Origin of the sequence: Desulfurivibrio modestus, assembly GCF_044068625.1 — a bacterium.
In the GTDB taxonomy this organism is placed as follows: domain Bacteria; phylum Desulfobacterota; class Desulfobulbia; order Desulfobulbales; family Desulfurivibrionaceae; genus Desulfurivibrio.
In genome coordinates, this window is sequence record NZ_JBIPKH010000004.1 from 103,571 (window position 1) to 126,351 (window position 22,781).

Here is a 22,781-nt window from a genome sequence, read left to right on the forward strand (position 1 = left end):
TTGAACTTATTGGTAATGGTGGCGGGCCTGCTCATGCTGACCGCCTGTGTCAAGGAGGTTGCCACCGATGCGTCCACCCGGCGCACCTGTGTGGATTGCCATGGTGAGCTGGCTGCCCGCTACCAGGTGGGGGTGGTGCATAAGCCGGTGCGGGAGCGGCGCTGCGATGCCTGTCATCTGCCCCACGGCATCATCGGCGGCATGTTTCTCCGCCAGGAGAAAAGCGAATTGTGCCGGCGCTGCCACCAGGACAAGGCTCCCGATCCGGTCGCGGCGGCGGTCCATGAGCCATTGGCGGCGGGCAACTGCTCCGCCTGCCATGCCAGTCATAACGCCGCCCAGCCCGCCCTGTTGCACCAGGAGGAGAAAACGCTCTGTTTTGACTGCCATGATCGGGCCAACTTTGAGAAAAAGCTGGTTCATGCCCCCATAAACGATAACTGCGTGGCCTGTCATGATCCCCACCAGGGCGCTCATTCATCCCTGCTGGTCCAGGCGGCGGACACCCTCTGCCAGGGGTGCCATCAAGAGGATGCCACCATCATCGCGGCCCATCGGGGTTACCTGTTGAACAGCAACTGCCTGGCCTGTCATAATCCCCACAGCACCGAGGATGACGGCCTGCTCCGGGCGGTGGTCCACCGGCCGGTGGCGGCGGGGCAGTGCGGCAGCTGCCATCCCGGTTCCGCTCCGGAGCTGGTCGCGCCGCTGGAGGCCGCCGATGGGCTCTGCCAGCAGTGCCACCCCCGCCCACCGGCCGCCGCTCCCAGGCAGCATGCCCCGGTGGAGGCGGGCGAGTGCAGCCAGTGTCATAACGTTCACGCCAGCGAAGAACCAGCCCTGCTCTCCGGCCCCGGCAAGGAGCTCTGCCTCCAGTGCCATGAGGTCGGCGATGATCAGCGGGCCCGGAGCATCCATCAGCCGGTGAAGGAGGGCGGTTGTCTGGAGTGCCATCTGGGTCATGGCCAGAGCGAGCTTAATTCCCTCAAGGAACAGCCGGGACCGCTCTGCGCCCAGTGCCACGATCGTAACCAGTATGGCGGGGGAGCCGGGGCCCATCCCCCGGCGGCGGCCAACAACTGCTCGGTTTGTCATCTGCCCCACCAGTCCCGGGAAAAAGCCCTCCTGGTTAAGCGTGACGGCGAGGTGTGCGTGGATTGTCACCGCCAGATCGATGAGGACCTGGCCCGCTACAGCCTGCACCGGCCCTTTGCCGCCGGCGAGTGCAGCCGTTGCCACAATCCCCATCAGGCTCGGCATCAACCTTTACTTACCCAAAGCGCCGGCGACGGCCAGCTCTGTCTCTCCTGTCACCGGAGCCTGGCCGACAAAATTGGTGGGCCCGGGCACGCCCCCTTCGTCCAGGGGGCCTGTCTCACCTGTCATGCCCCCCATGCCGGCGACCACGCTTTTGTCCAGAAGGCGCGCCCGGGTGAGCTGTGTCTCTCCTGCCATCTCGAGGTTGGTCGCCAACTGGAACAGAAACCCCATCTCCACGAACCGCTGGCCGCCCTGAACTGCGCCGCCTGCCATCTGGCCCACGGTTCGGGCGAACCCCAGCATCTTCTCCGGCCCAGCCCCGATCTTTGCCTCAGCTGCCACCAGGAGGTGGCGAGCCACTGGCAGGATGGCATCGCCCACGCCCCGGCCCGCCAGGACTGCGGTCTTTGCCATCAGGGCCATGGGGGCGACGAATCGGCCCTGCTGAAGACCAGCCGGGAGGGGTTGTGCCTGGAGTGTCATCAGGTCGATGGCCGGCAATTTGTGGAAAAACATGGCGGGGTGGTCCCCTCGGGGCGCTCCTGCCTCTCTTGCCATGATCCCCACGGAGCTCCGGAAACCGGGCTTCTCTACCCGGTGCAGCACGCCCCGTTCCAGCAGGGCCGCTGTATCGGCTGTCATCCCGGGAGGAAGAACTGATGCGGCGCCTGTTGATGATGATTGCCACGGCCGCTCTGCTGGGGGCCGGGCTGGCGGTTACGGCCCTGGCCCAGGAGGTCTGTTTCGAATGCCATGACCGGGCCAACTTCAGCGGTAAATATGTCCATGGTCCGGTGGCCCAGGGGGGGTGCGGCTCCTGTCATAATCCCCATGTCGCCAAATTTTCCGGTCTGCTGCAGCAGCAGGGGGCCGAGCTGTGCTATGGCTGCCATCGCCGCTCCCGGGTTGAGTTCGGCCAGGGGGAGGTTCATCAGCCGGTGCGGGAGGGCAAATGCCTGGAGTGCCACGCCCCCCACCGGGCCGAGCAGCCGGGGCTGCTGCGCCGGGAGTCGGCGGCCGGTTGTTTTGAGTGTCATCAGCAGTTGGAGCGGCAGTGGCCGGTCAGCCATGCCCCCTTCGGCGAGGGGCGCTGCACCACCTGTCACCAGCCCCACCAGAGCAAGCATGGCAATCTGCTGAAAAATCAAGCGGACGACCTCTGTCTCTCCTGTCACCGGGACCTTAAAAATCGGCCCGGCCATGGCGGTTTTCCCGGCGAACTCACCAACTGTCTCTCCTGTCATCATCCCCACGGGGGCGAGAAGAAGGGCCTGCTGCGCCGTCATCTGCATCAGCCCTTTGCTCAGCGGAACTGCGCTTCCTGCCACCAGCAGCCGGCGGTGGGTAGCGAAACCTGCCTCTCCTGTCACCCCTCCATCCGGGAAAGCATGCTCAGACCCTATAACCACATGATTGCCGGGGCCCACAACGGCTGCACCCAGTGTCACAGCCCCCATGCCGGCGATGACCGCAAGATGCTTCGGATGACCGGTAACAAGGTTTGCCAGGGCTGTCATACCGACACCTTCGCCCGGGGCAAGGAGAGTCTGCACCGGCATCCCCTGTACGCATCCTGTACCGAATGCCATGAGGTGCACGGTTCGGAGCGGGTGGCCATGCTGCGGGCCGACGGCAATCAGGTCTGTTCCCGTTGCCATCTCACCCAGGGTGAATTCAGCCATCCCGTGGGCGAGGAGGTGGTCGATCATCGCACCGGCCAGAATATGACCTGCGTTACCTGCCATGATCCCATGGGTACCGATTATCGCTTTCATCTGGTGTTGAGCGGCAGGAAGGAGTTGTGCGTGCAGTGTCATCGTGACTATTGAACAGTTGATCATCAACGACTTGGACCGAGGGAGTGGGGTAGTGAGACCGATGGCCAAAAAGAGAGTTGTTAAAAAAAACATAATCGGGTGGGGAGTGCTGCTGCTGCTGGCCCTGCCGGCTCTGCTCTGGGCCGCGACCGCCGGCGGGGGCGGCGCCCGCTCCCCCTGGCAGCTGGCCTTTATCCTCAAGGGTCAGGATAAAAGCATCGCCATGCCCATGGCCCTGTACGTCGACGGGGAACGGGAACGCTACTACGTGGTGGCCAGCGGCGACAATCGGCTGGTCTCCTTCGACCGTGACGGTAACTATCTGCGTGATTTCACCGCTGATGGCAATCTGCATCGTCCCCACCACATGGCCAGGCTGGCCGATGGCACCCTGCTGGTGGTGGAGCGGGGGCGCAACAGCCTGACCAGGATCGACCTCCAGCGCCGGACCACCGAACCGGTGGTGCTGAGCCACCAGGGCAAGGAGATCTTCGCCGACCGGCTGGAGTTTGCCGACGGCGAACTCTACCTCCTGGACCGGGCTTCGGGGCGGGTGTTGCGGCTTGACCAGCGGCTGAAGGTGGTGGGAACCTATGAGTTGCCCCCGGGGTTCGGCAATCTGGTGGACTTCACCGTGGCGGACAACCGGGTCTGGCTGCTGGATCAGCAGAACCGGCAGATCATTACGGTGGGAGCCGATGGCCGCAGTCGAGCCCCCTGGTCGGTGGCGGAGGTCTCCTTTCCCGTCTCCCTGGCGGTGGATCAGACCGGAACGGTCTATGTGCTGGACCGGCATCGGGGCTCGATCGTGGTCTATGGCCGCAACGGGGAGTACCTTTACCGTTTTCTGAGCAAGGGGCATGGCCGTCAGCATCTCTATTTTCCCCGGGAGCTGCGTTTCGACCCCTGGGGCCGGCTTTGCGTGGTGGATCAGGGTAACAGCCGGGTGCTGGTGTTCCGGCGTTAGGGGATGGCGGCGGCTGACTTGTGGCAAGGAGGTGGATGATGGTAGATCGGATCGTTGTGGGAGCGCTTTTGCTGCTGACGCTGGTCGTCGCCGCTCCGGGGCGGGCCGGGGTCAGTGGGCCCTGCGCCAACTGCCACACCATGCACAACAGCCAGGATGGGGTGACCATGGCCTTCAGCCGGGATCCCGACGGGACCCTGCGGGCGGAGACCACTCCCTACAACCGGCTGCTCAAAACCGACTGCGTCGGCTGCCACACCAATACCAGCAACGCCACCATCGCCAATCTGGGCCCGGAGACCCGGGTGCCCATCGTTTATAACACCATGGAGCCCACCTATCCCCCCGACGGCTCCTCCGCCTCGGCCCTGGCGGGGGGCAACTTTTACTGGGTGGCCAATCTGGGCGATGAGTACGGCCACAACGTCCATGGTATTTCCTCGTCTGATTCGCGGTTGAGCACCGCGCCCGGGGCTCCGGCGGGGGTAGGTGGCTGCAGCACCAGTGATTGTCATGGCAGCCTGGACACCCAGTACAGCGGCTGCCTGGGCTGCCATGTCCCCCAGCACCATGCCCGCGGCAGCGCGGTGGTGGCCGGCATGGAGGAGGGCTGGTATCGCTTTCTGGGCTCCACCATGCTCTCCCGGCTGGGTGACAATCCCCCCTCCAGCGGGGTGAAGGGAATTTCCGATCCCAACTGGGAGCAGAATCCGGCCGCCGGCCGGCACAACACCTATCAGGGGGCCATCGGCCCCTATAACGGCACCGACTTCATGCACACCGGCTCCATCAATCAGAAATGTGTGGGCTGCCACGGTGAATTCCATGAAAATATGGCCGCTGGCGGGGTTTGGCTCTATCATCCCAACGATGTGGTGATTCCCAATTCCGGGGAGTTCGCCGCTTATACCACCTATAATCCCCTGGTGCCGGTGTCCCGCCAGAGCGTATCCGCCGCTGACCAGAACTTCACCGAGATAAATCTCGGCTCGGACGTGGTCTCCTGCATCTCCTGCCATCGGGCCCATGGTTCGCCCTACCCGGCCATGCTGCGCTGGGGCTACCGGGACTGGCCGGGGACCGATTCCCACACCGGCGGGCCGGCCTTCAACGGTTGTGCCGTCTGCCACACCCATAAAGATTGAGGTTGCCCCATGCAGATCTTTAGACGTGCCGCCCCGGTCTCCGAATCACCCTCATCCCTGTTGCGCTGGCAGAACCTGCTGGCGGCGGGGCTGATCGGGCTGCTGCTGCCGGCTTCGGTGGCCGGGGGCAAATATACCGGTTCGGCCCATGGCTCGGCCTACGGGGTTTCCCGGGGCGCCATGGAGGGCTACGCCCGGGGCAACTGCGCCCACTGCCACGAGATGCATGCCAGTCTGGATGGGAGTGAACCGGACCCGGTGGGGGGCAGCGCTTCGCCCTTCACCCTCTTTGCCCGCAATTTCAACACCACCGCCGCCAGCAATCCCTATCTGGAGTCGGACAACTTCTGTTTTTATTGCCACAACCAGTTCGGTTCGGTGCAAGTGGTGGAGAATGCCGATTACAGCGCCACCTTTGGCGGGGCCACCACCGGTACCGGCCCCACCTCGATCATGGCCGCCTTCAACTCGAACTCCTATCATAACCTCAAAGATATCCACCAGTTTGTCCTGGACCGGCCCGCCGCCTACCCTTGGTACCGACCGGAGAGCAATCCCTGCAACGCCTGCCACAACCCCCATCTGGCCAAGCGCAACCGGGAGAACATCCCCACCCAGTCGGCCATCTCCAAGCCCAGCGACCATTTCAATCTCTGGGGGGAGAGCGAGCTGATCTCCACAGCCTACCCCAACCAGTATGAAGCTCCCTATGCCGCGAGCGCCAGTGTGCGCGAGCCTGCGGGCGATGCGGTCACCGACGGCAGCAAGACCCCGGATTACGTGGGCTTTTGCACCGACTGCCACAGCAGCAGCGATGAATTTATTTACAGCACCAATCTCGGGCGCAACCTTGATCCCATTGACTGGAGTTATGATAAGCACGGTACTGCCCCGCGGGACGGCGGAGATTATTTTAACGAACCCTATAATACCGCCGCCGCCGGCAAGTCCAACCTGGTGCTTGCCTGCCTGGATTGCCACGAACCCCATGGCTCAGAGAATATCATGCTGATCCGCCGGCGGGTCAATGGTCAGAACCTGGCCGGCGTTATCACCGGCACCCACGACATGATCGATCTTTGTTCCCGCTGCCACGCCGGGGTGGGGCGCGGGAACGCCATGAAAACCATGCATCACGATGATGCGGGGGCCCCCTATCCTTCTCCCAGCTGCGTGGGTGGCACGGGTGGTTGTCATGGCGGACAACCGGCAAATAATCCAATTGCATGTGGTGAGTGTCACTTCCATGGCGCCACAGACCAGTGGGCGTTTGACAACTTTTCAAACTTCTTTAATACAACTCTATATGGTGTGCAGAAGACATTTTAATATCGGAAAAATGAGATGATGAAGCCAGTTTGGCAGCAAGAACAGAGGATCGGCGAAGTTTTGGTTTTATGCGGGATGAGTCTTCTCCTTGCCCTGCTCCTCCTTGCCGGTTGCCAGGCCTCGGCCCCGGGCCGCTTGCAGGGACTGGCCCTGGAGCGGCCGGCCGGGGAGAACGAGGCTTTGCTTTCGCTCTTTCTCCATCTGGATCAACCCGACTCCCTGGGGCTGTGGATGGAGGTGACGGAGATCGAGCTGGTGGGGGAACAGTTGGTGGTGCCCCTGACCCTGGTCCGGGAGCCGGCCGAGCTGGCCGGCCCGGAGATTGGGGAGGGACAGCGCTTCCTGGCCCGGGGGGTGGTGCCGGCCGGGGTCTATGACGGGCTGCGCCTGCGCATCGGCCGAGCGGCCCGGCTGCGCGGTCAGGAGAAGCTCTTTCTGGCCACCCCCGAGCCGGAGCAGCTCCTGCCCTTGCCCGGGGATTTCCGTTTGCGGGGCGGCGAGAGCCGCACCCTCTTTCTGGCCTGGAAAACCGAGGATTCGTTGCGGGATCGGGCCTTCCTGGTTCCCGCCCTGGTGGTCCAGGACCAGGCCATGCCCCTGCTGGCCGATCTGGCCTACGTCAGCGCGCCCGAGCTCAACACCATTTTTCTGCTGCGCACCGATCATAACCGGGTCTGTGGCTCCCTGGCCATCCCCGGCGGCCCCACCCGGCTGGCCTTCGATGCCCGCCGCGAACTCCTCTACGTGCTGGCCGCCCAAAGCGGGGTGATCCATGTGGTGGAGGCGGCCACCAGCCGGGAGGTGGACCGGATCCGTATCCCCATGGTCAGCAACCCCTCGGCCCTTCGTATCAGTTCCGATGGCCTCTGGGCCTACATCCTGGATGAGGGGGGGGATGATCTGCTGCGGCTGGATCTGCTGCGCGGCGGCCTGGACCAGCGGGTACGTTTGGGTTACAAACCCCGGGGGCTGGTGCTGGTGGAAGATTGGGGGCTGCTGGCGGTTGCTTCCGCTCTCTCCCAGGAGGTTTACCTGCTGGACCCCGAAACCCTGGCGGTGAAGGAGGTTCTGGCGGTGGGCAGCGGCCCCGACGGCCTGCTGGCCCAGGGCGACTATCTTTACGTGGCGGAAAGCGGGGCCAACACCGTGGGGATCTTCAACCTGCGCAGCGGTCGGGCCAGCGCCCGGGTCAATACCGGTTTCATGCCCCGCCGGCTGGTGGGGGATAGTGAGCGGATCTACGTGAGCAACCATCGGGCCGGCACGGTCTCCCTGCTGGCCCCCCGCCAGCAGCGGGTACTGCGGGAGATTCCGGTGGGAGCCCTGCCCCTGGAGATGGCCATCTCCTCCCAGAACCGGTGGGTTTACGTGGCGGAACAGGGCACCGGCAACCTGGCGATCATCGATCAGGCCACCAACCGGGTGGTGGGGCAACTGGAACTGGGGACCCGGCCCGAGCATCTTTTGGTGATCAAATAGCGGGAGTGACCGGCGCTTTGCTCCCCTCTTCCGAGTTGCGCCGAAGCGGGGCAGCGGGTAGGATGCCGCCATGGAACTGCTGATATCCCTGATCGGTTTGCTGTTGATTGTGGAGGGGTTGCCCTACGCCGCCTTTCCCGAAGCGATGCAGCGCTGGCTGAGCCAGCTGCAGCAGCTTAATCCCGCCACCATGCGCAAGATCGGCCTGGTCATGCTGGGGCTGGGGCTGCTGCTTTGTTATCTGGCTCGACGCACCAACCTCTTTTCCTGATTGACCCCCAACCGGAATCCCATTTTGTCCTTTTCCCTGACCGACTACGACTATGACCTGCCCCCGGAGTTGATTGCCCAGCGGCCGGCCGCCAACCGTGACGCCTCCCGGCTGCTGGTGCTGGATCGCTCCCGGGGCACCCTGGCGGACCGAAACTTTCCCGCGCTGCTCCAACTGCTCTCGGCCGGTGATCTGCTGGTTTTTAACGATACCCGGGTTTTTCCCGCCCGTTTGCTGGGCCGTAAGGAGAGTGGCGGCCGGATTGAGCTGCTGCTGTTGGAGTATCCCCAGCCCTTGGCGGAGAGTGATTTCACCGCCTGGGGGCTGCTGAAAAGCTCCAAGGGGCCGCGGTTGGACCAGCGGTTGCTTTTTGGTGATGAGTTGCAGGCAAAGGTGGCGGAGGTGGGGGAGGGGGGCAAGGTGCGGGTGATCTTGCGCTGCGGCGGTGAGGGGCTGGATGCCTGCCTGGGTCGCCACGGGCGGATGCCCTTGCCCCCCTATATCCGGCGCGGGGAGGCGGAGACGGCGGCGGATCGCCGGCGTTATCAGACGGTGTATGCCGCGGTCACCGGGGCGGTGGCCGCCCCCACCGCCGGCTTGCATTTCACCCGGGAGTTGCTGGCCGCCATCGCGGCCAAAGGGGTGGGGCTGGCCCGGATCACCCTCCATGTCGGCTATGGCACCTTCGCGCCGGTGCGGGCCGAGGATATCCGCGAGCATGCCATCCACGCCGAACATTTTGCCATTTCGGAGGAAAATGCCGGGCTGGTCAACCGGACCCGGGCGGCCGGCGGTCGGATCTGGGCGGTGGGAACCACTTCGGTGCGGGCGCTGGAGGCCGCCGCCGATCCTGGGGGGTTGGTCCGGCCCGGCGGCGGCTGGTGCCGGCTTTATATCTATCCCGGCTACCGTTTCCGGGTGGTGGACAATCTGCTGACCAATTTTCACCTGCCCAAGTCGTCACTGCTCTTCCTGGTCAGCGCCCTGGCGGGGCGGGAGCGAATCATGGCGGCCTACGCCCACGCCGTGGCCCAGCGTTACCGCTTCTTCAGCTACGGCGACGCCATGGCCATCATCGGCTAAGGCCCGGCTTGGCCCTTGCCGGCGGCCAAGTCGGGACGTCACGTTATGGTTTGCGCCGGGCGTGTCGAAGGCCGAACCGGGTCTCAGCAGCCGCAGGCGGTGGCGGCCCCTTTGCAGGGGGAACTGGTACCGGCGGCCGGACAACCGCCGGTGGCGCAGCTTTTGGCCCCGGCACTGCTGTAACCATCGGCGTACCAGCCGCCGCCCTTTAGGGCGAAGGAGCTTTGCGAGATGATTTTGCTCACCTGGCCGCCGCACTCCGGGCAGGTGCTCAGGGGAGCATCATTGATGCTTTGCCGGGTTTCGGTAATTTTTTGACAGGCCTGGCATTCGTACTCATAGATCGGCATGACGGCAACTCCTTATCTTGCGGTTGCGCTTTTTTTGCCTTTGTTGCATCCTTACCACAGGTGGTTCTTTTCAGGATGACCACGACAAAAAAATCAATTATGTAAGTGGAGAACAACGGTTGTGTTAAGAGTAACGCTGTATGGTTGGGAGGTTAACCCCCCAGCCACAGCGCACTTTAATGCCGCTTGGGCAATCTGTCAATGCGGGGAGCTGGAATTTAGTTTCCACCGGGGGTTTGACGCTACATGGAGGAGATGTGCAACAGATAGCGATTGCCCAGGCGGCCGAGGGGATGGTGCTGGCCAAGGATGTGGAAACCGGCGACAACCGGATTCTCTGCGGCAAGGGCACGGCTCTGTCGGCCGCGATCATCGAGCGTTTCAGGAGAATGGATATCAGCCATATCACGGTGGAGGGACACCCCGTGGTGGAGGAGGGGGCCAAAAGCCTCAAGGAGGAGCTGTTGGATGTTGAAAACCGCTTCAGCAAGGTTCGCCATATCAAGCCACTGCTCTACCTGAAAAAGCGGATCCAGGAACGGCTGATCGCCTCCCGCCGTCCCCAGCCGGCGGCGAAATCGGAGGGATCGTGATGGCTCCGACGGTGGCCGCGGAACAGGAGGTGCGGCGGGAAGCGATCCGCAAGGCCCTGCGCGAGGTGAAAAATCTGCCCACCCTGCCGGGGATCATCAGCAAGCTGACCCGGATGGCCGATGACCCCGACACCACCACCGAGCAGATGGGCAAGGTGATCAGTAAAGACCATATCCTGGCGGCCAAACTGCTTAAGCTGGTCAATTCGGCTTTTTACGGGTTCCCCCAGCGGATCAGTTCCTTGGGCAGCGCCATTATTCTGTTGGGCTTCAGTGTTATCAAGAGTCTGATCATCAGTGCCTCGATCTTTGAACTGATGGAGGAGCAGGATGTGGAGTTGTGGGAGCATTCCCTGGGCTGCGCGGTGGTCTGCAGCGTTCTGGCCAAGCGTTTGGGGGTCAGCGATCCCGAGGAGGTCAGCACCGCCGGTTTGATCCACGACCTGGGCAAGGTGGCGATCAAAATGGAACTGCCCCGGGAGAGCGAGGCGATCAGCGCCCTGGTGGAGAGCCGGCAGCTCAGCCGGTTCGAGGCCGAACGGGAAATCTTGGGATTGGATCACGCCGAAGTGGGGGGCTGGCTGGCCAAAAGCTGGAACCTGCCGGCCAAGCTGGTGGAGCCCATCAGTTGCCATCACGATCCGGCCCGGGCCACCACCGAGCCGCTGGTGGCGGCCATTGTCCATTTTGCCGATATTGTCATTCGCGGCCTGGGCTATGGCCATGGCCGCGACATCTGGGTTCCGGTTCTCCAGCCCAAGGCCTGGGAGTTACTGCATCTCAAGGCGGCCGATCTTGATGAAATCTTGGAGGAGGTGGAGGAAAAACTCTGGGATGTCAAGGGGTTCAGTCTCGATATCAAGGCCGAGGCCGCCGCGGCGGCGGCCAAGGGGTGAACCATGAGCCGCTTGCTGGTGGCGGGAACCCCCGATTTTCTCCCCGCCCGGAGCCGGGTGCTGCTGGAGGCCAAGGGCTATCAGCTCAAGGGCTGTCAGCGGCTGCAGGAGGCGGTGGGCCTGGTGCTGGAGGACCCCCCCGACCTGTTGCTGGTGGAGAAGGGTTTTGGCGACAATGGCGACCGCCAGCTGATCCGGGCGGTGGCCTCCTGCCTGCAGAAGGCCAACATTCCCATCCTGCTGGCCCTGGAGGAGTCTGAGTTGGAGCCGGAGCTGGACTGGCATGAGTATCCGGTGGATGACCTCGTCCTCAAACCCCTCTTGCCGGCGGTTATCCTGGCCCGCCTGCAATTGGCCGAGGCCCGGATGGCCCGGGTTTTCGACAACAATCCGTTAAGTCGTCTGCCCGGCAACACCTCCATCCTGCGGGCGATCCGCAAAACCCTGGCCAGTGGCGAACGCTTCGCGGTCTGCTATGTCGACATCGACAACTTCAAGCCCTATAACGACCGTTACGGTTTCTCCCGCGGGGATGAAGTGATCCTGATGGTGGCCCGGATCATCGTCAACGTTATCGAGGAGAAGGCGCGCCAGGAGAGCTTTATCGGCCATGTGGGGGGGGATGACTTCGTTTTTATCGTCAGGGAGGAGCAGGTCCAGGAGGTTTGCGCCCAGATTATCACCAATTTCAATCTGGTGCGTAACCTGTTCCTCAGTGCCGAGGATGTGGCGGCCGGCGAATTTATCGCCCTGGACCGCCAGGAGAAGGAGACCCGCTTTCCCCTGCTCAGCATTTCGATCGCGGTGGTTACCACCGGCGATGGCCGTTATAACCACTCCGGCGAGATTGCCGCCGCCGCCTCCCAGCTCAAGCACTACGTTAAAAAACTGGAGGGCAGCAACTACCTGATCGAGCGACGTGACAGATCCGTCGGCAGCCGGGAGCTGGCGGCAGGGGAGAAAGCATGAAAAGGCCATCACTCTTTTTGCTCTTTTTTTTGCTGATCGCCCCGCTGGGTCTGCGGGCGGAGCCCTTTCCCCTGTATGAGGAGATTCGCCCCAACGTGGAGTTCTGGCAGCAGATCTACAGCCGCTATTACTCCACCCAGGGCCTGCTCCATGACAGTTACGATCTGAGCCTGGTTTACACGGTGCTGGAGGTGGAAAACACCTGGGATAACGCGGCCCGTCAGCGCACCCGGCGGACGATCAGCGATGCCCGGGAACGCTACCGGGCCGTCCTGCTCCATCTGGCCGCCGGGGGGGCGCCGCGCAACGCCGAGGAGCGGCGGGTTAAGGCCCTCTTCGGCCCCGAGCCAACCCCTGCCCGCTTGCGGCGGGCGGCCAACAATATCCGTTTTCAGCGGGGCATGCGGGACCGTTTCCAGGAGGGGGTTATTCGCTCCGGAGCCTATCTGGAGCAGATCAAGGGGATCCTGCGGGAGCACGGATTGCCCGAAGATCTGGCCTACCTGCCCCACGTCGAATCGTCCTTCAACTATGAGGCCTACAGCCGCCTGGGGGCGGCGGGGATCTGGCAGTTCATGCCCGCCACCGGTCGCCAGTATCTGACCATCGACTATGTGCTCGACGAACGGCGAGATCCCATCCGGGCCAGCCATGCCGCCGCCCGCCTGTTAGGGGATAATCTCCGGCGCCTGGGGGATTGGCCCCTGGCGATCACCGCCTATAATCACGGAGCCAACGGAATGGCCCGGGCCAAGGCCCAACATGGAGATTATCCCACCATTTTCCGGCATTATGAAGGTAGTCGTTTCGGGTTCGCCTCCCGCAACTTCTATGCCGAATTTCTGGCCGCCCGCCAGGTGGCCAAAAACGCCGAACGCCATTTCGGGCCCCTGCAAAGGGAGCCGGAGCGGCGCAGCCACGAGATCGAGCTGACCGGTTATCTGCCTTTAAGTGAGCTGGCCCGTCATCTGCAGCTGGAGATCACCACCCTGCGCCGTTACAATCCCGGGTTGCGCGAGCCGGTGTTCCGGGGTGAAAAATATCTCCCCCGGGGATACCGGCTGCGGGTGCCGGACACCCCCGCCACCGTGCGCCTGGCCGCCGCTCTGCCCGGTGAAATCTTTGCCGCCGAGCAGAAACGCAGCGCCTTTTATACCGTGCAGCGGGGGGATACCGCCGGTCAGATTGCCCGGCGCCACCGGGTCAGCCTGAGCGCCCTGATCGCCGCCAACCAGCTTGATCGGCGGGCCACCATCTATGCCGGCCAGAATTTGCGGATTCCGGGGCTTGGCGAGGAGGCGATTCTCCTGGCCGCCGCCAGCAAGGAGCCCAGGCCGGCGCGGGAGGAACCGCCGGTTTTGGTGGCCGCGGCGCCGCCCCTGGAGCCGGCCGCGACCCCGCCGGATGAAGATTTAATCGAGCTGGCCCTGGCCGAGCCTTCGCCTGACTCCGTTGCGGCCCTGCCGGTGGAACAGGCCGGGGAGCCCGCACAGCCTGCCATCATGTCGGCTGGCGGCCTGATGCTGGCCTCCGCCCGGCTTAACGGGCTCGCCCCCGGGGTTGGCGGAGAAACCACCGATGAAGCCATCGCCGCCGCCATTGCCGCCGTGGCCCAACGGTCCGGCGGAGCCGACGGCGAGGTGGCGCCGGCCGTTCTCCCCCTGCTGGGGACCCGGGTAGCCCTGGCCCTTTCCGGTGACGGTGGCCGCTTGCCGGCCCGGGAGCCGGTTGTTGAGGATGTTCTCGCGGCCGCTCTGCCGGAGATCAATCCCGGGGTGGTGGCCGGTCATATCCGGGTGGAGCGGGTTTGGCAAACCGCTGATGGCCGCCGGTTGGGGACGATCCGGGTGGAGGTGGAGGAGACCCTGGGGCATTACGCCGACTGGTTGGGGGTGAGGGCCCAGGATTTGCGGCGGCTCAACGGCTTCAGCTTCAGCCGGCCCATCCGTTTTGACCAGCGGCTGACCATCCCCTTGGACCGGGTGGAACGGGAGGTGTTCGAGGAGTTGCGCTACGAGTTTCATAAGGCGATGGAAGAGGATTTTTTCGCGGCCTTTCGGGTGGAAGGGGCGCAGAGTTATGAGGTGCGGCGGGGAGACAATATCTGGCAGCTCAGCCGCGACCAGTTTGAGTTGCCTTTGTGGCTGATCCGCAAATACAACCCCGAACTCAACCTGGACAACCTGCGGCCGGGACAGCAAATCATGATTCCGCAACTGGCAGCCCGGGGTGGGACGGACGACAGGAGTTAAAGTGGAAAAAAATAGCGGCGAGTTGCGGCCGGTGCTGCTTTCCGAGTACCGGCCGCCCCTGTTTCTGGTGGCCGGAGTGGAGTTGGCCATCGACCTTTATGACGACCATGCCCTGGTCAGGGCCCGGTTGGAGCTTTATCGCAATCCGGCCCGGGAGGGGGGAGAGCGCCCGGAACCCCTGATTCTGGACGGTGAAGAACTGGAACTTTTGCGCATCAACCGGGATGGGCAGCAACTGTCGGCGGAGAGCTATCGGCTGGAGGGCTCCCGGCTGGTGCTGCCGGACCCCCCGGCCCGTTTTACCCTGGAGACGACGGCTCGCATCCACCCGGAGCGTAATACCGCCCTGGAGGGACTCTACCGCTCCGGAACCCTCTTCTGCACCCAGTGTGAGCCGGAGGGGTTTCGGCGCATCACCTGGTATCCCGACCGGCCCGATGTGCTGGCCCCCTTTACGGTGACGATCAGCGCCGATCAGCAAAAGTGCCCGGTGCTGCTGGCCGGCGGCAACCCCGGGGAGCGGGGGAAATTGCCGGCGGGCCGTCATTATGCCACCTTCCGGGACCCCTATCCCAAGCCCTCCTATCTCTTTGCCATGGTGGCCGGCGATCTGGCCGGCATCCATGATTGTTTCACCACCGCCTCCGGTCGCCAGGTGGCTTTGGCGATCTATGTGGAGCATCACAACCGGGACAAGTGTGACCACGCCATGGCGGCCCTCAAGCAGGCGATGCGCTGGGATGAGGAGACCTTCGGCCTGGAGTATGACCTTGACCATTATCTGATCGTGGCGGTGGATGATTTCAACATGGGGGCCATGGAGAACAAGGGACTCAATATCTTCAACGCCGCCTACGTGCTGGCCCGGCCCGAGAGCGCCACCGACGACGATTTCGAACGGATCGAAGCGGTGATCGCCCACGAATATTTTCATAACTGGACCGGTAACCGGGTCACCTGCCGTGACTGGTTCCAGCTCAGCCTCAAGGAGGGGCTGACCGTGTTTCGGGATCAGCTCTTCAGCCAGAGTGTGCATTCCCCGGGGGGCAAGCGGATCGGTGACGTTCGCCTGCTCCGGGACCATCAGTTCGCCGAGGATGCCGGACCCCTGGCCCATCCGGTCCGGCCGGAGTCCTATCTGGAGATCAACAACTTCTACACCCTGACCATTTACGAAAAGGGGGCGGAACTGGTTCGGATGCTCCACACCCTGCTGGGGGCGGAGCGGTTCCGCCGCGGCCTGAAGCTTTATCTGGAGCGCCAAGACGGCACCGCCGCCACCGTGGAGGATTTTCTGGCGGCCATGGCCGCGGCGGGTGATCGTGACTTGGACCAGTTCAAACGCTGGTATTTCCGCCCCGGGACCCCGCGTTTGCAGGTGCGCGACTTTTTCGAGCCCGCCCGGGGCCGCTACCGGCTGCGGGTCGTTCAGAACGCGCCCCCCGAGGAGGCCTTGCATATCCCCCTGGCGGTGGGGCTGCTTGACGCCGCTGGCCGGGAGCTGACCGCCGCCCTGCTGGAGGTGACGGAGGTGGAACAGGAGTTTGTTTTCGAGGGGATGGCGGCCAAACCCACCCCCTCGCTGTTGCGCGGCTTCTCCGCCCCGGTCCGTCTGGATTATCCCTACAGCGACCAACAGTTGCAGCTGCTGCTGGCCCACGATTCCGACCCCTTCACCCGCTGGGAGGCCGCCCAGCTGCTCAACGGCAAGCTGATCCTGGAGCGGGCCGGCGACCAAGGGGAGCCGGCGGAATTGCCCGCTTCCCATGCCGCCACCTATCGGCGTTTGCTGACCGAGGCGGCCGAGCTGGCCGCCGGCAAAACCTCCCCCCATGGCACCGACAAAACCCTGGCCGCCCTGCTGCTGACCCTGCCCAGCGAGGATTATCTGGCGGAGCAGATGGAATTGATTGAGGTTGCGGCTCTCCACCGGGCCCGCCAGTCGGTCCGTCGCGATCTGGCCCTGGCTCTGGCCGCTGAATGGCGCCGGCTTCATGATGCCGCCGCCCCGCTGGAGCCTTATCGGTATGGGGCCGAACCGGTTGGCAACCGGCGGTTGAAAAATCTGGCTTTGGACTTTCTCCTGGCCACCGGGGAGGAGGATAATTTCGACTTGGCCCACCAGCAGTTCCGCCGGGCCGACAATATGACCGACTCCCTGGCCGCCCTGAAAGGGCTGGTACATGCCGCCGCTCCCCAGGCCCCCGAGACCCTGGCCGAGTTCGCCCGGCGCTGGCGCGACCAGCCGCTGGTGATGGATAAATGGCTGGCGGTGCAGGCCACCGCGCCCTACGCCGCCACCCTGGAGCAGGTCCGCCGGCTGCTGGCCCATCCCGCCTTCCGCATCGATAACCCCAACCGGGTCCGGGCCCTGATCGGCTCCTTTGCCGCCAATCCGGTGGCTTTCCATGCCGCCGACGGCTCCGGCTACCGTTTCCTGGCCGACCAGATCCTGGTTCTGGACCCTAAAAATCCCCAGGTCGCCGCCCGACTGGCCACCCGCCTCAGTCGCTGGCGACGTTACGCTGAGCCCCGCCGGGGCCTGATGCGTGGTGAGCTGGCCCGTTTGGCCGCCGCCTCCCAACTCTCCCGCGATCTCCGGGAGGTGGTGGGCAAAAGTCTCTAGGGGTGGGTTTTTGCTTGCGGAAGAGCGGATTTCCGGGTACTAAACGTCGTTTGTTGGGGCGGGGTGCCGGCGGTTCGGCGCCGGGCCGCCCCGATTTTTATAACTGTCAAGCCGGGAGAAACCGCGTATGTACACCGCCTCCGATCTGCGCAAGGGGCTGAAGATCAAGCTGGACAACGACCCCTATATCATCACCGACTTTGAATTTTCCAAGCCCGGCAAGGGCCAGGCCCTTTATCGCTGCCGGTTGCGCAATATGATCAGCGGCAACGCCTTCGATCGCACCTTCCGCTCCAACGACAAGTTCGAGCCCGCCCCCTTGGAGGAGCGGACCATGCAGTTTCTCTATGGCCAGGGTGACGAGTATCACTTCATGGACACCAAGAGCTACGAGCAGATCGTGATCCGCAAGGAGATGCTGGGTGATGATGTCAACTTCCTGATCGACAACATGGAGGTCAGCGTGCTGCTTTACGAAGAGCGGGCCATCGGGGTGACCATGCCCAACTTCGTCAACCTGACGGTGACCCAGGCCGACCCTTGGGCCAAGGGAGATACCAGCGGCAGCGACACCAAACCGGTGACCGTGGAGACCGGCTACGTGCTGCAGGTGCCCCCCTTTATCAACGAGGGGGACAAGCTCCAGATCGATACCCGCACCGGCCAGTACGTGACCCGGGTCAAGGAATAAAATTATGCTGCATCTCTGGGGGCGGGCCGGGATGATTCGGGCCGTCCGCCGCTTTTTTGACCAGCGCGGCTACCTGGAGGTGGAGACCCCCATCCGTATTCCCGCTCCCGCTCCCGAGCCCCATCTGATTCCCCAGGCCGCCGGCTCCTGGTTTCTGCAAACCTCGCCCGAGCTCTGCATGAAACGCCTGCTGGCTCGGGGAGTGCCCCAGCTCTACCAGATCTGTAAATGTTTTCGCCGGGAGGAGCGGGGTAGCCGCCACCTGCCCGAGTTCACCATGCTGGAGTGGTACCGGGCCGGGGCCGATTATTACGATCTGATGAGGGAATGCGAGGAGTTGCTGGCGGCGGTGGCCGGGGAGCTGGCCGCCGGGCACTACGGTTCGGTGGCCGCCCGGACCCTGGCCGGGCTCGATCTGGCTCCGCCCTGGGAGCGGCTCGGCGTGGCCGAGGCCTTCCACCGCCATGCCGGCATGGCGGTGGAGGAGGCGCTGGCTCGCGATCTCTTCGAAGAGTTGCTGGTGGAGAAGATCGAGCCCCATTTGGGCCGGAGCCGTCCCACCTTTCTCTATGATTACCCCGCCGAGCTGGGGGCCCTGGCCCGGCTCAGCCCGGATAATCCGGCGGTTTCCCAACGCTTCGAGCTCTATATTGGCGGCTTGGAGCTGGCCAACGGTTTTTCCGAACTGATCGACCCGGTGGAGCAGCGCCAGCGCTTTGTGGCCGATCGTCGCAAAATCCGGGCGGCCGGGCGGCGGCCGCCACCCATGCCGGAAAAATTTCTCACCGAGCTGGCCTTGATGCCCCCGGCCGCCGGAATCGCCCTGGGCCTTGATCGGCTGGCCATGATCATGCTGGGGGCCCACCGGATCGACGCGGTTTTGGCCTTTACCCCCGAACAGTTATGAGGAGGATTGCAGATGACTCCATCCATTGGCGCGAACCAGCGGCTGATCAGTGACTACGAGTTTGATTTCGCCAAGCGGCTGGCCCGGGAAGTGCTGGAGAAGCCGAAAATTTCGGTTTGGCTGGTGCTGATCCCCATCCTCTTTCTCTATTACGCCCATAAAATTCAGCAATACAAGGCGGGGCTGCAGGGGTTTTGCGACGGGGTGCTGCATACTCGGAAAATCGCCTTGGAGGCGGTGGTGGCCGAATTGCTGGGCAGCGATGGCCCCGATTATCGAGCCTCGTTTCTCGCGGCCCATCCCGAACCCACCCCCCAGGCCTTGAAGGTGCTGGAGCGACAGACGGCCCAGATCGAACTGCTCAAGGAGCACTATCGCCGTCTGCTGCTCGCAGCCGCTCCCGATTATCGGGGCCTGCTGCGGGGGGCCTATCGTAACAGTGGCGAATATGGGGATTTTCTCGACCGGTTGAACCGGGCGGAGGAGGAGGTGGGGCAGGCGGTGCTGGAGGCCTTTCAGCCCGGGGAAGAGGCTCGCCGGATCAATGGGCGGATGGTCAGGCTAAGCCGTGAACTGCGGGCCGAGGAGCAGCGCCGCTTCTTCTGAATCCGCCTTTGTCCGGGTGTTGACCGTCGGCTTACCGGCTGGTGTGTCGAACCTTGCCGCCGATCACGAAGGCGGCGCTAACCAGGAAAAGATTTTTGATGATGTACTGCCCTTCCAGGCTGACTCCGAAGGGGAAACGGGTAAAACAGACTTCCGGCAACAGCAGCAGGGGGAGCATGGTGCCGGGGATTTGCAGAATGAGCAACAGCAGGGCGACGCGAATCAGGGGGCGGCAGAGCAGACCAAGGCCGATGGCCATCTCCCACCAGCCCAGAATCGGGATAAAGGCGGAAGGTTCGATCCAGTAAACCGTGCTTTTGATCAGCTCCTCCTCGGGGCTCAGTCCTAACGGCTTGAGGGCTCCGAACCAGAGGAAGATGATGGCCAGGGAGAGGCGCAGCACCACCTGGCAATGTTTGTCCAGCCAGGCGGAGGTGCGGGCATCGAAGCGGTCCAGCCATCTCGGCATCCAACTCTCTTGCTGTAGCATCTCGATGTCGGTCGCTCCAAGGGCTCGCTGTTTCAAGGGAGGGGGGGGGCTGACAGCCGCGACGATTACGGTCGCCCGGTCCGGCTTGGGGGAGGAGAGGGGAGGGAACCCAAGCCGGACCGGTTTTCCGTAAACTTGCAGTGTTGCTACTTCATCTTGCTTTCAATGGCGCAGGGCGTTGCGGATATGGTTTTCCGCGCCGGCGGTCTTCTCCGACTGGCTGTACCAGTAGGTGCTGGTGTCCACGTCGGCGGCGATTATCGCGGCCATCACCGGCTGTAAGCCCGGCAGGTTTTGCCCCCAGGGCAGTACCACCCAGGTCAGCAGCCAGAACAGGCCCAGCCCCAGCAGCAATCCGGCCCAGCCCCTGCTTGCTTGCTTCCGTTTTGTCTGCTCCATGGTGGTCGGCATCTTTTAGCTCCTCAATAGCTGTAATCCTAAAACCCATCCAGGGGAGTTGTCCCGGCGACCCCCTTGAAGAGGGGTTGCCGCCGGGAGCTTATCTTATTGCATCAGGCTCTCGGTCACCCCCGGGAAGACCAGGAAGAACATGATGTAGGCCATCAGCAGGGTCAGAGCCACGTTGAGGCTCTGGCCGCAGACATAGAGAATGGCCGGTTTGCCGCCCTTGAAGTGCGCGGCCATCTCCCGGAAGTTGGAGGAGAGACCGATGCTGGCAAAGGCCAGGATGAAGAACCAATCCCGCAGCGGCCGGCTGAAGCCGCGCAGCACGCCCTGGTCGATCATCACATCACCGACGCTGCCCATGTAGGCAAGCATGGCGGAGAAGATGATCGAGGCGGAGATAAAGCCCAGGACGAACTTGGGAAAGCGGTACCAGATCTCCATCTTGCTCACCGTCTGGCCCTGGACGCAATCAACCCGGGCGCACCAGTAAACCGCCACGCCGAAGGCGATGATCCCGATCATCACGTTCTGGATCATCTTGATGGTGGCCGCGACAAACATCCCGGTCTCACCCAGGAAGGCGCCGGCCGCCACCACCGCGCCGGTGGAGTCGATGGTGCCGCCGATCCAGGCGCCGCCCAGTACCGGGTGCATCCCCACCGCCACGATAAAGGTGGGCAGGGCGATCATCATCACCGCGGTGAAGAGCATCGACATCCCGATGGCGATGGTCAGCTCCTCCTTCTTGGCCCGGCAGGCCGCCGCGGTGGCGATGGCCGCCGAGACCCCGCATACCGACATGTCGGCCGAAACGGTAATATTGAGGGTTTTCGATTGCAGGCCGATCACCTTCTGGCCCAGGATGTAGGTCAGAATCAGGACGGTGGGGGTTACCACCCAGGCCACGAAGATGCCCGGGAGGCCGATGGCCAGCATCTTGCCGAACAGGATCTCCGCGCCCAGCAGCACCAGGCCGGTCTTGATGAAATATTCGGTCTGCAACGCCGCTTTGAGGAAGGCCGGGGTGCCCACGGTGTTACTGATCAGCATCCCGCCCAGAATCGCCCAGATGATGGCCCCGAAACCATACTCCCGCATGGTGGTCTGGTTGCCGATGATCTCGGCGACCACCGCCAGCAGAAAGACAAACCAGAACCCCTGGATGAATTTGGCGGTGCTGATTCCCATGAAGCGGGTGCCGATGGAGAAGATCAGCATGGTGATCACCAGGGCGCCGATCAGGTAGGGAATCTTGTTGTAAGCCTGGACGGTGGCTCGGCTGCGCAGGCTGCCCCGCTCCTTTTCCCGGGCCTGGCGCCATTCACTGATCGCCGTCTCGGCCTGGTCGTTGAGCGCTGTACTCTGGAATCCCGCCGCTTCAGCCATGGCCTGGGCCGTTTTGGCGTTGGCCAGGGCGGCTTTGGTTTTCTCCTGGGCCTCTTCGTAAGCGGGCAGGGCCGCCGCCCGGCGGGCCGCCGCCGCCTCCTCGCTCAGATAGAGCGATTCCAGGGGATTGGAGCTCCAGCGGCCGGGCCGCTGCAACCATTGGCCGATGCTCTTGGCATAGGGTTCGTTGCGGGCCCGCAGGCCCGACTTGGCATCATTGGCCAGATGCCACTCGATGGTCTGGAAGGTGGCCCGGGCCGCTTCGGCACTCAGGGTGTTCTCGGCGCGGGTTAACTTTTCATGCATCTCGGCCGGGGGGCGGGGCAGGAAGATCATCAGGCCCACCGCCAGGATCGCAAACCCCAGCCAGATCGCCCACCAGTCCTCCTTTTTCCACATCTCCGACCATTCCCATTTTCCTTTATCAACAACTACATCGCTATTGGTTGGCGCGGTCATATCTGTTTCCTCCTCGTCTGGCATTACATTGTCTGGGGCGGGCTCAGCGGATCACCAGGACGCTGCGGCTGCTCCTGCTGACCACTTTGTGGGCCACGCTGCCCAAGGCGCCCCGACCGCCATGGCCATGTTTGCCCCCGGCCCCGATGACGATCAGGTCGGCTTTGATTTCGTCGGAGCTGTCCAAAATGCAATCCTCGGCCGAGCCGGGCTTGATCAGCACCTCGGCGCTGAAACCGCTGCCGGCCAGTTTGTCCTTGATCTTCTCCCTGATCCCTTCGGCCTCCTTGTGGAGGGTGTCGGTGATGCTCTTACATTCGTCGATGCCGACGTCCAGCAGGCAGAGGTCGGGTACGACGATCAGCACGATGATCTCGGCTTCGCCGAGTTTGCCGGCCAGCTTTACAACCTCATCCAAGGTTTTGTAAGCCTGGTCCGAACCGTCATGGGGCACGAGCAGCTTCATGGTGGCCTCCTTTGTTGAGGTTTGGTCTCCTAAATTGTCGTGGCGGTGATGGTCGCCGTCATGGTCGCCAATTAGCAACAATCGTTCCAGGGCCGGTGATGGTTGCGATAATATATTTTTTACCTTTTAAAACGAGATGTTATCAGGTGGGGACGGGGTGGGCGGTCATGGCCGGCGATCCTGAAGCGGCCCTTCTGGTGCCTACCTGCGGCAACAGGTGCCAACCGGAGTTGGCGCCTGGAGTGTCCCTGGGGTGTTCTGGGGTGAATAGCACAGTGAATTGCGCTATAATCTCCCACGGGCACGGTGGCTAACGGTGCTGGATCGCTGG

The 22,781-nt window shown here is 63.4% G+C and carries 21 protein-coding genes; 16 read left to right on the top strand and 5 right to left on the bottom strand.

The window, feature by feature from the left end:
- The 8 genes from ACHHRT_RS04265 to queA all read left to right on the top strand — a co-directional run bounded on the left by ACHHRT_RS04265 (window position 1) and on the right by queA (window position 9,351).
- Window positions 1-1,920, top strand: coding sequence for a cytochrome c3 family protein (locus ACHHRT_RS04265; RefSeq protein ID WP_395498036.1), 1,920 nt, complete (start codon window positions 1-3; stop codon window positions 1,918-1,920).
- The gene (locus ACHHRT_RS04270) at window positions 1,920-3,089 is read left to right on the top strand and encodes a cytochrome c3 family protein (protein ID WP_395498038.1); all 1,170 of its coding nucleotides are present in this window, start codon (window positions 1,920-1,922) and stop codon (window positions 3,087-3,089) included. The genes ACHHRT_RS04265 and ACHHRT_RS04270 overlap by 1 nt, the downstream gene beginning before the upstream one ends.
- A gap of 94 nt (window positions 3,090-3,183) precedes the next feature.
- On the top strand, window positions 3,184-4,044 hold the full coding sequence (locus tag ACHHRT_RS04275) for an NHL repeat-containing protein (RefSeq protein ID WP_395498040.1): 861 nt from the start codon (window positions 3,184-3,186) through the stop codon (window positions 4,042-4,044).
- A gap of 35 nt (window positions 4,045-4,079) precedes the next feature.
- Window positions 4,080-5,189: a cytochrome c3 family protein gene (locus ACHHRT_RS04280; RefSeq protein ID WP_395498042.1), complete on the top strand. Its 1,110-nt coding sequence runs from the start codon at window positions 4,080-4,082 to the stop codon at window positions 5,187-5,189.
- 9 nt (window positions 5,190-5,198) lie between these two features.
- Window positions 5,199-6,518, top strand: coding sequence for a cytochrome c3 family protein (locus ACHHRT_RS04285; protein ID WP_395498044.1), 1,320 nt, complete (start codon window positions 5,199-5,201; stop codon window positions 6,516-6,518).
- 75 nt (window positions 6,519-6,593) lie between these two features.
- Window positions 6,594-7,997, top strand: coding sequence for a YncE family protein (locus ACHHRT_RS04290; RefSeq protein WP_395498046.1), 1,404 nt, complete (start codon window positions 6,594-6,596; stop codon window positions 7,995-7,997).
- 70 nt (window positions 7,998-8,067) lie between these two features.
- A complete protein-coding gene (locus ACHHRT_RS04295) occupies window positions 8,068-8,268 on the top strand; it encodes a DUF2065 domain-containing protein (RefSeq protein ID WP_395498048.1) in 201 nt (66 codons plus the stop codon).
- Between the two features lie 21 nt (window positions 8,269-8,289).
- Window positions 8,290-9,351, top strand: a complete 1,062-nt coding sequence (gene queA, locus ACHHRT_RS04300; protein WP_395498165.1) for a tRNA preQ1(34) S-adenosylmethionine ribosyltransferase-isomerase QueA — start codon at window positions 8,290-8,292, stop codon at window positions 9,349-9,351.
- Window positions 9,352-9,434: 83 nt separating this feature from the next.
- Here queA and ACHHRT_RS04305 read toward each other — a convergent pair whose 3' ends face one another.
- The gene (locus ACHHRT_RS04305) at window positions 9,435-9,701 is read right to left on the bottom strand and encodes an FmdB family zinc ribbon protein (RefSeq protein WP_395498050.1); all 267 of its coding nucleotides are present in this window, start codon (window positions 9,699-9,701) and stop codon (window positions 9,435-9,437) included.
- A gap of 257 nt (window positions 9,702-9,958) precedes the next feature.
- On the opposite strand from ACHHRT_RS04305, the gene ACHHRT_RS04310 reads away from it, so the two are divergent.
- The 8 genes from ACHHRT_RS04310 (at window position 9,959) to ACHHRT_RS04345 (ending at window position 19,241) form a co-directional block, all read left to right on the top strand.
- Entirely contained in the window at window positions 9,959-10,294 is a 336-nt protein-coding gene (locus ACHHRT_RS04310; protein WP_395498052.1) for a hypothetical protein, read from the top strand.
- Window positions 10,294-11,190, top strand: coding sequence for an HDOD domain-containing protein (locus tag ACHHRT_RS04315; RefSeq protein ID WP_395498054.1), 897 nt, complete (start codon window positions 10,294-10,296; stop codon window positions 11,188-11,190). Before ACHHRT_RS04310 ends, ACHHRT_RS04315 begins: the two co-directional genes overlap by 1 nt.
- A 3-nt stretch (window positions 11,191-11,193) precedes the next feature.
- The gene (locus tag ACHHRT_RS04320; protein ID WP_395498056.1) at window positions 11,194-12,159 is read left to right on the top strand and encodes a diguanylate cyclase; all 966 of its coding nucleotides are present in this window, start codon (window positions 11,194-11,196) and stop codon (window positions 12,157-12,159) included.
- Window positions 12,156-14,411 carry a LysM peptidoglycan-binding domain-containing protein gene (locus ACHHRT_RS04325; RefSeq protein ID WP_395498058.1) on the top strand — a complete coding sequence of 752 codons (2,256 nt, stop codon included), beginning with the start codon at window positions 12,156-12,158 and terminating at the stop codon, window positions 14,409-14,411. The genes ACHHRT_RS04320 and ACHHRT_RS04325 overlap by 4 nt, the downstream gene beginning before the upstream one ends.
- Window position 14,412: 1 nt before the next feature.
- Window positions 14,413-17,037 carry an aminopeptidase N gene (pepN, locus tag ACHHRT_RS04330; protein WP_395498060.1) on the top strand — a complete coding sequence of 875 codons (2,625 nt, stop codon included), beginning with the start codon at window positions 14,413-14,415 and terminating at the stop codon, window positions 17,035-17,037.
- A 127-nt stretch (window positions 17,038-17,164) separates the two neighbouring features.
- Window positions 17,165-17,728: an elongation factor P gene (gene efp, locus ACHHRT_RS04335; RefSeq protein WP_395498062.1), complete on the top strand. Its 564-nt coding sequence runs from the start codon at window positions 17,165-17,167 to the stop codon at window positions 17,726-17,728.
- A 4-nt stretch (window positions 17,729-17,732) separates the two neighbouring features.
- The gene (gene epmA / locus ACHHRT_RS04340; protein WP_395498064.1) at window positions 17,733-18,635 is read left to right on the top strand and encodes an EF-P lysine aminoacylase EpmA; all 903 of its coding nucleotides are present in this window, start codon (window positions 17,733-17,735) and stop codon (window positions 18,633-18,635) included.
- A 12-nt stretch (window positions 18,636-18,647) separates the two neighbouring features.
- On the top strand, window positions 18,648-19,241 hold the full coding sequence (locus tag ACHHRT_RS04345; protein ID WP_395498066.1) for an NF038143 family protein: 594 nt from the start codon (window positions 18,648-18,650) through the stop codon (window positions 19,239-19,241).
- A 31-nt stretch (window positions 19,242-19,272) separates the two neighbouring features.
- Here the strand turns inward: ACHHRT_RS04345 and ACHHRT_RS04350 are convergent, their stop codons facing one another.
- The 4 genes from ACHHRT_RS04350 to ACHHRT_RS04365 form a co-directional block, all read right to left on the bottom strand.
- A complete protein-coding gene (locus ACHHRT_RS04350; protein ID WP_395498068.1) occupies window positions 19,273-19,710 on the bottom strand; it encodes a hypothetical protein in 438 nt (145 codons plus the stop codon).
- A 183-nt stretch (window positions 19,711-19,893) separates the two neighbouring features.
- Complete coding sequence (locus tag ACHHRT_RS04355) at window positions 19,894-20,142, bottom strand: hypothetical protein (RefSeq protein ID WP_395498070.1); 249 nt, start codon at window positions 20,140-20,142, stop codon at window positions 19,894-19,896.
- 93 nt (window positions 20,143-20,235) lie between these two features.
- Complete coding sequence (locus tag ACHHRT_RS04360) at window positions 20,236-21,984, bottom strand: YeiH family protein (protein WP_395498072.1); 1,749 nt, start codon at window positions 21,982-21,984, stop codon at window positions 20,236-20,238.
- 43 nt (window positions 21,985-22,027) lie between these two features.
- A complete protein-coding gene (locus tag ACHHRT_RS04365; protein WP_395498074.1) occupies window positions 22,028-22,450 on the bottom strand; it encodes a universal stress protein in 423 nt (140 codons plus the stop codon).
- Window positions 22,451-22,781: the final 331 nt, after the last annotated feature.